Here is a 12,407-nt window from a genome sequence, read left to right on the forward strand (position 1 = left end):
GTCGGCGTGGGGGTGGGCTGAGCGCGGGGCAGTCAGCGCGGCTGTGGGCTGAGCGCGGGGGTCAGGGCGGCCGCGGGCCGAGTACGGGCGTCAGTGTGGGCGACGGCCGAGTACGGGCGTCAGCGCGCGCCGAATACGGGGCAGTCAGCGCGGCTGTGGGCTGAGCTCGGGCGTCAGCGTGGGCGAGGACCGAGTACGGGCGTAGGCGCTGGCAGAGCGTAGGCGTGGGCCGAGCGCGGGCGTGGGCCGAGCGCGGGCGTGGGCCGAGCAGGCCGGGGGGCTGCCCCCGGCCCCCCACACACATCCGCTCGTGTCGACAGGCGCTCACCACCCGGGTGTCACCGCCGACGGAATCTCATCAGCGCCGCCTGCAGAGGGAGTTCGTGGCAGGCGGCGAAGTCGAAGCCTGCCTCGTCCAGCAGTTGGCGGTAGTGCTCCTCGGTGCGTTCGCGGCCGCCCACGTTGCACAGCATGTGCAGGTCCCAGGCGACGGCGAGGGAGAGGCGGGCGTCCGCCGGCAGGAGCCGCTCCACCAGCAGGAGTTCGGCGCCGGACGTCATGGCCTCGGCGCAGCGGCGCAGGATCGCCAGGCACCGGCTGTCGTCCCAGTCGTGGAGGACCCGGGACAGCACGTACAGGTCGCCGCCGCCGGGGACCGCGGACGTGAAGTCCCCGGCCACGAACCGGCAGCGGTCGGCCAGGCCGGCCTCCGCGAACGCCTTCTCCGCGGCCTCGACGGCGTGCGGCCGCTCCAGCAGGACACCGCTGAGGTGCGGGGCCGCGCGCAGCAGCCGGCCGAGGAGTTCGCCGTTGCCGCCGGCGACGTCCACCACGACCCGGTGGGCGGACAGGTCCACCAGCCCGGCCACGGGGGCGAACATCGGCGCGCTCGCCGCCATCGCCCGGTCGAAGAGGTCGGCGAGTTCGGGGTGACGGGCGAAATAGGGGAAGTGATGCTCGCCGAAGACCCGCGCGAACGCCTCCTCCCCGGTCCGCACGGAGTGCGCGAGCCGTCCGAAGGAGCGGTAGAACGGGCCGCCGTAGAGGAGCGCGAGCGGCTGGAAGGAGTCCTCGGCGCCGGTGCGCAGCGGTCCGCCCAGCTCCGTCAGGTGGTACGAGCCGTCGGGGTCGGCCGCCACCAGGCCGAGCCCGGCGAGGTAGCGCAGCAGTCGGCCGAGGCTGTCGGCGTGGCTGCCGGTCAGTTCGGCGAGGAGGGCGAGGTCGGCGCCGGGACGGGTGTCCAGATGGTCGGCGAGCCGGAGCCGGGCGGCCACGGCGATCGCCTGCGTGGTCCAGGCCCCCGTCATCAGATGCAGCAGACGGTCCCGCGGGGGGCCGTCGGGGGCAGGGGCGGACCCGGCACGGTCCGGTGTCCCCCGGTCCGCCGAGCGGCGCAGGTGGGTGGCGAGGAGTTCGGGGTGCCGGCCGGGGACGTAGAGCTCGATGCGGTGCTCGCCCGCGCGGAAGTAGAGCACGGTGGAGTTCTCGTGCGGGTTGTGGCCACCGCTGTCGGCGAGGGCGCCGGCCCGGTCGAGCAGCAGGGCCGTCAGGCCGTGCAGGACCACCGGCGTGGGCGCCACGACCTCGAACGCGATGTGGGCCTCGTGACCGGTCGCGCGTTCGGCCGCCGCCAGGGCCTGGAGGTCCGAACCGTCCGGCACCTCCAGGGCGAAGATCTCGATCTCGCCGCGTCCGTCGGGGGTGTCCGGGACCGCCGTCCTGAGGATGCCGACCGGCAGGGTGCCGGCCGGTCGGCCGTGACGCCGGGCGAGCCGGCCGCGGACGACCACGCTCGGGGTCGCCTCGCCCGCGCGCAGGCCCCGTTCGGCGAGTTCCTCGCGCAGGCCCGCGAGAGTGCGGGGGAAGACGAGCAGGGCGGTGTGGGCCAGCCGCAGCAGACCGCCGAGCGCCTGCCGCTCCTGCGCGGTCAGGGCCGGCAGCAGGGCGTCGAGGGCGCTTGCCGTGTCGTTCCTGCGGACGAACTCCGCCGCCTGCTCGATGCGGTCGAGGTCCGCCGGGGGGAGGGAGCGCTCCGGTGCCGACGCGAGGGGCATGGGTGTCCTCTGGTAGTGGTGAGGGACGGAAATGAGAGGTGGGGGCGAGAGGGTGGGAGCGAGAGGGTAGGAGCGAGGGGTGGGTCCGGGTGCGGGCGGGCCCTGAAGTGCCCTACACGCCCACGTAGTTGTCGGCGAAGGAGTGCTGCTGGACGGGTGAGGTCCGCAGGCTCTCCAGGCGGGAGTCGCGCAGGGCGCGGAGGAAGCGCGACTCCTCGTCGTCCCCGCCGGGCGCGTGCAGCAGGCCGATCATCCAGTGCGAGAACTCCTGGGCCCGCCAGATCCTCGGCAGACAGGTGGCCGAGTACCGGGCCAGCGGCCCTTCGTCCCCCTCCCGGACGGCTGCGGTGAACGCCCGTGCCAGGGTCTCGGCCGCCATGACGGCGAGGTTGGCGCCCTTGGCGGCCGACGGGCTGATGAGGCCGGCCGCGTCACCCGCGAGGAACAGCCGCCCGTACTGCATCGGGTCCAGCACGTCGGACTCCAGGTCGACGACGGCACGCTCCAGGACGGGTCCCCTGCGCAACGGGCCGAATCGTTCCGCCCGCATCCGCAGGTCGAGTTCCTCCCAGATGGCCGCCTCGCTCCAGGAACCGGGGTCCGTGCCCGGCTCGCACTGGAGGTAGTAGCGGGTGACGGAGGGGGTGCGGGCCATGTGCCCGGCGAAACCGCGCTCGTGCACCGCGTAGGTGACCGCGGGCAGCGACGGGGGTGTCTCGACGAGCAGCGCGAGCCAGGACACGCCGTGCCGCCGCCGGTGCGAGCGCACCTCGGCCGCCGGGACCTGCCGTCGGCACGCCCCGTGTCGTCCGTCGCAGCCCGCGAGGTACCGGCCCGTCAGACGGTACGGCCCCTGCGAGCCGTGGGCCACGAGCCACGGTCGCTCGCCGTCCAGCCCGCCCACCTCGCTCACCGGCGTCCCGAACCGCAGGTCACCGCCGCGGCGCAGGAACTCGGCCACCAGGTCGGTCACCAGGTCCTGCTGCGGGTAGACGGTGTGGGCCTCGCGGCGGCCGAGACCGCCGTACCGGAGGGCGAACTCCCCGCGTTCGGTGCGGAAGACGCAGGTGTCGTGGGCCCGGCCGCGCGCCAGCAGACCGGCGCCGAGGCCGTTGTCGACGAGCACGCGGACCGTGTCGGCCGCCAGGAAGCCCGCGCGCGCCCGCCGTTCGACGTGTGCGCGGCTGCTCCGCTCCACGATCAGGCAGTCGACGCCGGCCGCCAGCAACAGGTTGCCGAGCACCAGCCCGGCGGGTCCCGCACCGACGATCAGTACTGTCGCCCCACCCTCGGAGGACCGTTTTTCCACCTTGCTCCCCACCTCTTCGACGATCAAGGAGGATTCAAGCAAGTTGCGAAGAACAGGTGAATACAGGGCATTGGTCCGAATGGGCAGACCGGCCGCGCGGTTGACGCGCCCTACCGCCCATGACCTGGGACGGTTCCGGCTCCGTCCCCATGCCGCGCGACGGCTGTTTCACCCCTTCGAGGGGAGCGACGGTCACCGACCGAGACCGCCCGGGGCCCACCGACGCCTGCCCCGGCTCGGGGGCGGCCGGATCCTCGGACCGTCCGTTGTCAGTGGCCGCCCCTATCGTCCGGGCATGGTCTTTTCGCTGCCCGACGGGCTGCCCGCGGGGCGGTTCGAGCAACGGGGTCCGACGGAGGTCTGGTTCTCCGACGAACTGCCGGACGACATCGAGGAGTTGTGGCCGGATCTGCTGAGGCGGGCCGCCGTCACCGGGCTGCATCCGCACCTGTGCCGGCCAGCAGACCCCGCACGGCCCGCGGATCCGGCCGCCGCGGACGCCGTACGGCTCGAGGAGGTCCTCGCGGCCGACTTCGCGGAGTACCGGCGTCGGCGACTGCCGTACTGGTCGGACCCCGGCTCCGCGGAACCGGTGGACGACGACACCCCGGAGGACGTGGAGGCCTGGCCGCACGACCCCGGGCCGCCGTTCGAGAGCTGGCCGGGGCTCGCGCCCGCAGGTCCGGGAAGCGGTGGTCCGGGGGACGGCGGCGGTTCGGGCGGAGGCGACTCGGGCCCCGAGGCGGCCGCGGCCCGTACGGTCGCCGAACTGCTGCGCGGCGAGCCGTTCGCGGCGTCCTTGGCGCTCGCCCTGGTCCCGGCCCGCCGCTCCGCCGACGTGCCGGCGGTGCTGGGCTGGTCCCACGGCGGTCCCCTGCCGCTGCTGGGCGCCCTGCTGCGGAGCTGGGAGGACCGGTTCGGGGCCCGGGTCGTGGCCGCGTACGGCGGCGAACTGCATGTCTCCGTCGCCCGGCCGCCCCTTGTCCCGGCGGACGCGGAGCGGCTCGCGCTGGAGCATGTGCTGTCCACCGCCGACAACATCGTGGACGACCCGCCGACGCCGTTCCCGGAGTACGCGCGCGACCTCGTGGGGCGCACGGAGTGGCGGTTCTGGTGGGACTGACCTTCACGGCAGTTCCCGGGGCCGCGTCGTCACCGTAGGCTCGGCCCACCGGTGCGTCCCGGTCCGGTGGGCCATGTGCCGGTGGGCCATGTGCCGGTGGGTTCGTGTGGCGGTTGGCCCAGGCCCCGTGGACCCGGTCCGATGAACCCGGGACCGGTCACCCCCGCGCCGATGAGTTTCGCCCCCCGCCCCGGTCTGCAATGCCGTAACCGACCAAGGAACTGGAGTGAGTCCCATGCGCATCGTGGTCAGTGAGTTCATCAGTCTGGACGGCGTCGTACAGGCACCCGGCGGCCCCCAGGAGGACACCGACGGAGGCTTCGCGCACGGTGGCTGGTCGCACCCCTACTTCGACCCGGAGGTGCTCGGCCCGGCGTTCAGCGAGGGCATGGAGCGGGCCGAGGCGCTGCTGTACGGGCGGCGGACCTATCTGACGATGGCGGGGGCCTGGCCCGAGCGGGCCGGGGATCCGTTCGCGGACCGGCTCAACTCCCTGAAGAAGTACGTCGTGACGGACACCCTCGACGACTCCGAGCTGACCTGGAACAACACCGAGCGGATCCCGGGTTCCGAGGCCGTGGAGCGGATCCGTGCGCTGCGCGGGACCGAGGGCGGCGAGCTGGCGATGATGGGCAGCCCCACTCTCGTCCGCACGCTGATCGCCGAGGGACTCGTCGACGAGCTCCAGCTCATCGTGATGCCGGTGCTGCTCGGCGGCGGCAAGTCGATCTTCCCGGAGGACGGGGCGAAGCGGCCGTTCGAGCTGGTGTCCACGGTCACCGGGAAGACCGGCGTGCAGGTGTGCGTCTACCGGCCCGCGCCCGAGGCCGATCAGTCGCAGGGGTAGCCGCGCGGGGCGCGGGCGTCCTACGCTCAGTCCATCGATATCTCTGACTGAGTCAAGCATCCGGGGGTCGACCGCCATGACCGTCCAGGACATCCGCGCCTTCAACCGCTTCTACACGAACGTCATCGGCGCCCTCGACTACAGCCGCCGGCTGTACGCCCCGTACACCCTCACCGAGTCCCGTGTCCTGTACGAGCTCGCGCACTCCCCGCGCACCGACGCCGCCGACCTGCGCACGGAACTCTCCCTGGACGCGGGGTACTTGAGCCGGATCCTGAACAAGTTCGAGCAGGACGGGCTGATCGAGCGCACCGCCTCGGCCCGTGATCCTCGCCGGCGCCGGGTCACGCTCACCGCGCGCGGCCGGGAGATCGCCGCGCTGCTCGCCGAGCGGGCCGACGAATCGGTGGGGGCGCTCCTGGCTACCGTCCCCTCCGCCGACCGGCCCCGGCTCTCCGAGGCGATGCGGACCGTTCGGACCCTCCTGTCCGACGGACGCCCGCCGCGCCGCGAGGACGTCCTGCTGCGCGAGCCGGGACCGGGTGACCTCGGCTGGATCGTGGCCCGCAACGCGGCCCTCTACGCCGCCGAGTACGGCTTCAACGCCGACTACGAGGGCCTGGTCGCGAGGATCGTCGCCGACTTCGCGGAGGATCACGATCCGCATCTGGAGCGGGTGTGGATCGCCGAGCTGGACGGGCGTCCGGTGGGGTGCGTGATGTGCGTCAGGGACGACGCCCCCGCGACCGCCCGGCTGCGGCTGCTCCTCGTCGAGCCGGAGGCGCGCGGGCTCGGCATCGGGGACCGCCTGGTGGCGGCCGTCGTCGACTTCGCGCGCGGTGTCGGCTACCGCGACCTGGTCCTGTGGACCAACGACGTCCTCGCCGCCGCCCGCCGCGTCTACCAGCGCCACGGTTTCGTGCTGGCCGCCGAGAAGCCCCACCGCTCCTTCGGCAAGGACCTGAACGGCCAGGACTGGCGTCTCGACCTGACCGGCACGGGCAGGTGAGCGGGGCGGCCGGACTGGACCTCACCCTCTCGCCCGGGTGAGAGTAGGGCGCATGAAACTGGCGTTCTCCACCCTCGGTGTCCCCGGCCTGCCCCTCACCGACGTGCTGCGGCTCGCGACCACGTACGGCTATCACGGCGTAGAACTGCGCGCGCATCCGGAGGAGCCGGTGCATCCCGGCATCGGGCTCGCCGAACGGGCCGACGCGGTCGCCGAGTTCAAGGCGGCGGGCGTGGAGGTCCTCGGTCTCGCCGGGTACGCGCGGGTGGCCGCGCCCGGCGACGACGAACCCGTCGTGGAGGAGATCCACCGCCTCCTCGACCTCGCCCGCGATCTCGGCGCCGGCTACGTCCGCGTCTTCCCCGGCGCCGCCTCCGACCAGTCCCGCGAGGACGCCGACGCCACAGCCGCCCGGCGGCTCGGCACGGCCGCGGAGTACGCCGGCGACCTCGACGTGCGCATCCTCCTCGAGACCCATGACTCGCACCGGACCGGCGCCGACGCGATCCAGATCCTCGGTCCGGTCGGGCACCGCCAGGTCGGCGCGCTCTGGGACGTCATGCACACCTGGCTCGGCGGCGAACAGCCCTCCGAGACCTACGCGGCCCTCTCCCCGCACCTCGGATACGTCCAGGTCAAGGACATCGCCTCGGCCGAGGACACCACCCCGGTCGGCCTCGGCACCGGTGTCCTGCCACTCGCCGAGTGCGTGGAGGTCCTCTCCCGGCACGGCTGGGACGGCTGGCTGTGCTGGGAGTACGAGAAGCGCTGGTACGAGGCTGCCGCGCCGCTGGAGGAGCTGCTGGGAGCGGGCCGCGAGCATCTGGCCCGGCTCCTGAACGACTCCGCCTGAGCGCGAGACGGTTCCGTCCGACCGCGATCATCCGTCCACCCGTAATCAATCCGGTGGCCCCGGCGGGGACGGGCGGATACCGTCCCGGGGTGCATCAGCCCGCCCCGTTCCCGCTCCCCGTGTCATGAGCCTCAGCCGTACGTTCCTCGATGTACGGCCGCTGCGCACCTCACCCGTCTTCCGGCGGCTGCTGTTCGGGCGCACGGTGTCCACGCTCGGCACCTTCATGACCATGGTCACCGTCATGTACCAGGTCTGGGACATGACCCACAGCACGGTCTGGAGCGGCGCGGTCGGCATCGCGCAGGCGGTGCCGATGGTGGGGGTCAGCCTGTTCGCGGGCGCGTGGGTCGACCGGGCCGACCGGCGCCGGGTGTACCTCACGGGCACGGTCGGCTCGGCGGTCTGCTCCCTGCTGCTGGCCGTGCAGGGTTTCGCCGGGCACGCGCCGGTGGCCGTCGTCCTGCTGCTGGTCGCGGCGCAGACCTCCTTCGCCGCGCTCGGCGCGCCCGCCGCCGGTGTGTTCGTACCGCGGCTGCTGCCCAGGGAGCAGGTGGCCGCCGGTCTCGCGCTCCAGCAGGTCACCGGCCAGGCGATGATGCTGGTCGGCCCGGCCGTCGCCGGTGTCGTGCTCGGCTGGTGGGGCATCGGCGTCTGCTACCTCCTGGACACCCTCAGCTTCACGATGTCCTTCTACGGCGCCTACGGTCTGCCGGCGCTGCCGCCCGAGGGCGAGAAGTCCCGCCCCGGGGTGCACGGCGTCCTGGACGGGCTGCGTTTCCTGACCGGCCACCGGGTGGTGCGCGGCGCGCTGCTGACCGATCTGGCCGCCACCGTGCTGTCGATGCCGGTGAGCCTCTTCCCGCTGGTCAACGAGGAGCGCTTCGGCGGCGACCCGCGCACGCTCGGGCTGTTCCTGTCCGCGCTGGCCGTGGGCGGTGTCGCCGCGACGGTCTTCTCCGGTCCGGTCACCCGCCTGGCCCGTCCCGGCCCGGTGATGCTGTGCGCGTCGGCGGCCTGGGGCGGGGCTCTCGCGGTGTTCGGTCTGACCACCAGCGCGTGGGCGGGCCTCGGCATCCTGGCGCTGGCCGGCGCGGCGGACGCCCTCGCGGTCCTCTCCCGTACGACCATCGTCCAGACCCTCACCCCCGACGCCCTGCTCGGCCGGGTCACGGCCGCCGAGACGATCGTCGGCCAGGCGGGCCCGCACCTCGGCAATCTGCGCGGCGGCCTGGTCGCGGGCTGGAGCTCGGGGGTGACCGCACTGATCGCGGGCGGCCTCATGTGTGTGGCGGCGGTGGGCTGTGTCGGGGCGAGCACACCGGAGTTGCGGGGGGTTCCGGCCGCGGACGAGGTGTGAACGTCACCAGCGCTCGACGACGAACTCCGCGTTCATGGGCTGCAGCGCGAGTGCCGGTCGCGGGTGGACGGCGTCGGGATCCTTCAGGCGTAGCCGGTGGGCGGACCAGACGGCGCCCAGCAGGAGCACGCTCTCGACGGTCGACAGGGCGGCACCCACACAGGTGCGCGGGCCCAGGCCGAAGGGGAAATAGGAGCCGCGCGGAATGGCGGACGTCTCTTTCCCGAGCCAGCGTTCCGGAAGGAATACGTCCGGCTCCCGCCAATACCGCGGGTCGCGGTGATTCACCCACTGGCTCACCGTGACCGTGGTACCGGCCGGAATGAGATGGTCACCGAGTTCCACGTCGACCCGGGCGTCACGGCTGGTTATCCAGACGGGCGAATACAACCGGAGGGATTCCCTCAGCACCGCGTCGGTGAACGGCATCGCGTTCAGCAGCGCCATTCCGCCCAGGTCCTCCGCGAGTGCCTTTCCGGCCTCCTGGTGCACGCGTTCCGCGGCCTCGGGGTGCCGGGCCAGCAATACGCTCGCCCACACCACGGCGTCATTCGTGGTTTCGAATCCGGCCATCAGCAGGGTGGCCAGTTCGTCACGGATCTCGTCCCGACTCGGTGCCGGGGTGCCGTGCAGCAACGCGTGCAGGACGGGCGCCGCCCGGGGGTCGCCGGCCGCCGGGGCGGAGGCGACCTGCTCCAGAGTCCGGACGACCCGCTTGAGGTGACGGCGGATCCTCAGCTTGGGCCGCGTCGGCACCCACTCCGGCAGCACCACCGGCGAGGTGGACAGCTCCATGATGGGGGCGACGAGTCCGGCGACGTCCGCGATCTCCTCGTCCGTGTACTCCGTGCCGAACATCAGCCGGGTGACCAGGCGCAAGGTGACGACGGAGACGTCCTGCTGCAGGTCACGCACCTGACCGGGACGCCAGGACGCGAGCATCCGCTCCGCCTGTTCCGGCATGGCCGCGGCGGCGCCGGCCGACAGTTCACGGCCGAAGGCGCCGTGGATGCGGCCCCTGCGGGCCTTCCAGTCCTCGCCGTCGCTGCTCATGGTGGACAGCGGCAGCGACTGCCGGCGGCCCGCGCGCCGGGTCCCCGGGCCCTGCTTGACGAAGTCGGACCCTCTGTCGACGAGCATGCGGACGGCGTCCTCGGGGGACGCCAGCAGGACGTTCTCGGGACTGAGCCTGACCGCGTCGCCGTACTCCCTGGCGCACCGGGTGAGGAAGCCCAGCGGGTCCGCCGAGAAATCCGTCAGGTTTCCGAGAACCCGTCCGCCGTCGGGTCCCGGCATTTCGGCCAGCGTACGCAGTGCCATTGCGCCCCCATCTGTCCGGAATTCGCAGTCGCCGCCCTCAAGGAAACACCGGGGTGCGGACATCTCCGCACCCCGGCTTGTTTCAGGTACCGCTCAGGCCCTCAGTAGTACATGTACGGAGCCGTGAGTCGGTCCTTGCGAGTGAGTCGAGCGAACAGTGCGCCCGTAAGAATCAGCTTACGCATAGCGATGCACCCCCTGACATACAACTGGCGTAGTAGATCTATGGCACGGCGAGGCTATACAGCGGTCATGATCCGGTCAAGGGTGCAATAATCGCCATATTCAACGGTCGGCGGAGCCGTACGCCGTAAATCCGGCCACGCGCCGCTCCAGCCGGGTCCGGCACTCCGGCCATTCCTCCACCGTGACGGAGAAGATCGCCGAGTCCCGCAGCCGTCCGTCCTCGCCGGGGGCCCAGGAGCGGGACCAGTTGCGCAGGACGCCCTCGAAGCGGGCGCCGACGCTCTGGATCGCCGCCCGCGAGCGGTCGTTGCGGGCGTCCGTCTTCAGGTCGACCCGCGAGACGCCCCACACCTCGAAGGCATGCCGGAAGAGCAGCAGCTTGGCCTCGGCGTTGATGCCCGTGCCCTGGGCCGAGGCTCCCAGCCAGGTGAACCCGACCTCGATCGCGTCGAGCCGGTCGTCCGAGCGCCAGCAGCGCGGCTCCCAGAACGACGTGGCCCCCACCGCCCGCCCGGTGGCCACCGAGACCTGCGCGTACGGCGCCAGCCGTCCCGCCGCCGCCCGCGCGAGCTGGGCGTCGACGTAGTCGCCGACCTCGTCGGCTCTCGGCACCCAGGTGAACGCGTAGGTGCCGCGGTTCTCCTCCGCCGCCACGGCCAGGTCCGCCGTGTGCGCGTGGTCCAGCGGTTCCAGGCGCACCAACTCGCCTGCCAGGACCGGTCCTTCCAGCTGGAAACTCAACGCCCGTTCAACCCCCGATGCCCCTTCGCAGCTCGGCGAAGGCCTCATGGAAACCGGGGAAAGTCTTCCGTACGCATCCGGGGTCGTCGAACGAGATTCCGGGGACCCGCAGGCCGGTGACCGCGAAGGACATGACGATGCGGTGGTCGCCGTACGTCCTGATCTCCGTGCCGGCCGGAGCGGCGGTCCCCGGGTGGATCTCGATCCGGTCCGGGCCCGTCGACACCCGCACGCCCAGCCGCCGCAGGTTCTCCGCGCAGGCCTCCAGCCGGTCGCACTCCTTGACCCGGGTGTTCGCCACGTCCTCGATGCGGACCGGGGAGGAGGCGAAGGGGGCGATCGCCGCCAGCGTCGGCATCGTGTCGGAGATGTCCCGCATGTTGACCGTCAGACCGCGCAGTTCGCCGGTGCCGCGGACCGTGGTGGAGTCGGCGCCGACGGACACGTCCGCGCCCATCCGCCGCAGCACGTCCACGAAACCGAGGTCGCCCTGGAGCGCGCCCGCGCCCAGACCCGGCACCGTCACCTCGGCGCCGGGGGTCACGGCCGCCGCGGCGAAGAAGTAGCTCGCCGTGGACGCGTCCGGCTCGATCGCGTAGGTCGTGGCGCGGTAACCGCCCGGCGGGACCACGAAGACGTCGCCCTCCTTCGCCACCTCCACCCCGAAGGCCCGCATCATCGCGAGGGTGATCTCGACGTACGGCGCCGACACCAGGTCCGTGACGCGGATGCGCAGGCCCCGGCGGGTCAGGGGGCCGAGGAGCAGGAGCGCGGTGAGGTACTGGGAGGACTGGCCCGCGTCCAGCACGACCTCCCCGCCCTCGACGCCCGCCGCCCGCACGGTCAGCGGATGATGCCCCTCCGCCTCCTCGTGGCGCAGGTCCACGCCGAGGTCCCGCAGTGCTCGCGACAGCGGCAGCAGCGGGCGCCTGCGCATCTGGGGCGAGGCGTCGAAGCGGTACGTGCCGTGGCCGGCCGCGGCCAGGGTGGGCAGGAAGCGCGCGGTCGTCGCGCCGTCACGGCAGTACACGTCCGCCTCGGCCACCGCCGGTCCCTGCGGGCGGCCGTCCACCTGCCAGGTGTCCGGCGTACGTCCGACCCGGTAGCCGAGCCGTACCAGGCCCTCGGCGAAGCCCTCCGTGTCGTCCGAGCGCAGGGGGCGTACGAGGGTGGTCACTCCGTCGGCCGCGGCGGCCAGGAAGAGCGCGCGGGCGGTGACGGACTTCGAGCCGGGCAGGAGGAGGGTCTGCGGGGCAGGCGTGTCGACGGGCATACCCCGCATGATCGCCCGCAGGCCACCCCCGACGCCGGACCGTCCACGGGATGGACCCCGGTCAGGCGCGTCGCCCGGAGCGCGGCCCCCGCTTCCACCGGTCGTCGGGCAGCGGCGTCCTGCGGTCGGTCTGCACCTGGATCTCGTGGTACGAGTCGGCCGCGGTCCCGTGGAACGCCGCGTCGTGCGCGGCCAGCGCCCCGCGCAGGGCGCCATCGGCCGTGCCCCGTCGCCGGACGTGGCCGGCCAGGGCGGCGAACAGACCGAGCACCACGACGAGTGCACCGACGACGATCACGAGCGGCAGCAGCGAGCCCATGCGGCGACCCTAC

The 12,407-nt window shown here is 73.0% G+C and carries 11 protein-coding genes; 5 read left to right on the top strand and 6 right to left on the bottom strand.

Features of this window, described 5'->3' with window-relative positions; genetic code table 11:
• Nucleotides 1-338: 338 nt before the first annotated feature.
• Nucleotides 339-2,054 carry a methyltransferase gene (locus IOD14_RS38185; protein WP_212672699.1) on the bottom strand — a complete coding sequence of 572 codons (1,716 nt, stop codon included), beginning with the start codon at nt 2,052-2,054 and terminating at the stop codon, nt 339-341.
• A 112-nt stretch (nt 2,055-2,166) separates the two neighbouring features.
• Nucleotides 2,167-3,375, bottom strand: a complete 1,209-nt coding sequence (locus IOD14_RS38190; RefSeq protein WP_249126175.1) for a 4-hydroxybenzoate 3-monooxygenase — start codon at nt 3,373-3,375, stop codon at nt 2,167-2,169.
• Nucleotides 3,376-3,658: 283 nt separating this feature from the next.
• Here IOD14_RS38190 and IOD14_RS38195 point away from each other — a divergent pair, with 283 nt between their 5' ends.
• The 5 genes from IOD14_RS38195 (at nt 3,659) to IOD14_RS38215 (ending at nt 8,555) form a co-directional block, all read left to right on the top strand.
• Entirely contained in the window at nt 3,659-4,486 is an 828-nt protein-coding gene (locus IOD14_RS38195) for a DUF4253 domain-containing protein (protein ID WP_212672700.1), read from the top strand.
• Between the two features lie 235 nt (nt 4,487-4,721).
• Nucleotides 4,722-5,333, top strand: a complete 612-nt coding sequence (locus IOD14_RS38200) for a dihydrofolate reductase family protein (RefSeq protein WP_123992657.1) — start codon at nt 4,722-4,724, stop codon at nt 5,331-5,333.
• A 76-nt stretch (nt 5,334-5,409) separates the two neighbouring features.
• Complete coding sequence (locus tag IOD14_RS38205) at nt 5,410-6,342, top strand: bifunctional helix-turn-helix transcriptional regulator/GNAT family N-acetyltransferase (protein ID WP_212672701.1); 933 nt, start codon at nt 5,410-5,412, stop codon at nt 6,340-6,342.
• 52 nt (nt 6,343-6,394) lie between these two features.
• Nucleotides 6,395-7,195 (top strand): sugar phosphate isomerase/epimerase family protein, encoded by an 801-nt coding sequence (locus tag IOD14_RS38210; RefSeq protein WP_212672702.1) that lies wholly within the window; start codon nt 6,395-6,397, stop codon nt 7,193-7,195.
• Nucleotides 7,196-7,319: 124 nt separating this feature from the next.
• On the top strand, nt 7,320-8,555 hold the full coding sequence (locus tag IOD14_RS38215; protein WP_212672703.1) for an MFS transporter: 1,236 nt from the start codon (nt 7,320-7,322) through the stop codon (nt 8,553-8,555).
• A 3-nt stretch (nt 8,556-8,558) separates the two neighbouring features.
• On the opposite strand, the gene IOD14_RS38220 is transcribed toward IOD14_RS38215, so the two are convergent.
• The 4 genes from IOD14_RS38220 to IOD14_RS38235 all read right to left on the bottom strand — a co-directional run bounded on the left by IOD14_RS38220 (nt 8,559) and on the right by IOD14_RS38235 (nt 12,394).
• The gene (locus tag IOD14_RS38220) at nt 8,559-9,851 is read right to left on the bottom strand and encodes a cytochrome P450 (protein WP_212672704.1); all 1,293 of its coding nucleotides are present in this window, start codon (nt 9,849-9,851) and stop codon (nt 8,559-8,561) included.
• Between the two features lie 309 nt (nt 9,852-10,160).
• Nucleotides 10,161-10,802, bottom strand: coding sequence for a GNAT family protein (locus tag IOD14_RS38225; RefSeq protein ID WP_212672705.1), 642 nt, complete (start codon nt 10,800-10,802; stop codon nt 10,161-10,163).
• A 7-nt stretch (nt 10,803-10,809) separates the two neighbouring features.
• Nucleotides 10,810-12,075: a 3-phosphoshikimate 1-carboxyvinyltransferase gene (aroA, locus tag IOD14_RS38230; RefSeq protein WP_212672706.1), complete on the bottom strand. Its 1,266-nt coding sequence runs from the start codon at nt 12,073-12,075 to the stop codon at nt 10,810-10,812.
• 61 nt (nt 12,076-12,136) lie between these two features.
• Nucleotides 12,137-12,394, bottom strand: a complete 258-nt coding sequence (locus tag IOD14_RS38235; RefSeq protein ID WP_212672707.1) for a hypothetical protein — start codon at nt 12,392-12,394, stop codon at nt 12,137-12,139.
• Nucleotides 12,395-12,407: the final 13 nt, after the last annotated feature.

The sequence above is a fragment of the Streptomyces sp. A2-16 genome (genome assembly GCF_018128905.1).
In the GTDB taxonomy this organism is placed as follows: domain Bacteria; phylum Actinomycetota; class Actinomycetes; order Streptomycetales; family Streptomycetaceae; genus Streptomyces.

Excerpts from the sequence above, each read along its gene's own strand:
- IOD14_RS38210 (WP_212672702.1), top strand. The coding sequence starts at position 6,395 with ATGAAACTGGCGTTCTCCACCCTCGGTGTCCCCGGCCTGCCCCTCACC.
- IOD14_RS38235 (WP_212672707.1), bottom strand. The coding sequence starts at position 12,394 with ATGGGCTCGCTGCTGCCGCTCGTGATCGTCGTCGGTGCACTCGTCGTG.
- IOD14_RS38215 (WP_212672703.1), top strand. The coding sequence starts at position 7,320 with ATGAGCCTCAGCCGTACGTTCCTCGATGTACGGCCGCTGCGCACCTCA.
- IOD14_RS38205 (WP_212672701.1), top strand. The coding sequence starts at position 5,410 with ATGACCGTCCAGGACATCCGCGCCTTCAACCGCTTCTACACGAACGTC.
- aroA (WP_212672706.1), bottom strand. The coding sequence starts at position 12,075 with ATGCCCGTCGACACGCCTGCCCCGCAGACCCTCCTCCTGCCCGGCTCG.
- IOD14_RS38220 (WP_212672704.1), bottom strand. The coding sequence starts at position 9,851 with ATGCCGGGACCCGACGGCGGACGGGTTCTCGGAAACCTGACGGATTTC.
- IOD14_RS38200 (WP_123992657.1), top strand. The coding sequence starts at position 4,722 with ATGCGCATCGTGGTCAGTGAGTTCATCAGTCTGGACGGCGTCGTACAG.
- IOD14_RS38185 (WP_212672699.1), bottom strand. The coding sequence starts at position 2,054 with ATGCCCCTCGCGTCGGCACCGGAGCGCTCCCTCCCCCCGGCGGACCTC.
- IOD14_RS38195 (WP_212672700.1), top strand. The coding sequence starts at position 3,659 with ATGGTCTTTTCGCTGCCCGACGGGCTGCCCGCGGGGCGGTTCGAGCAA.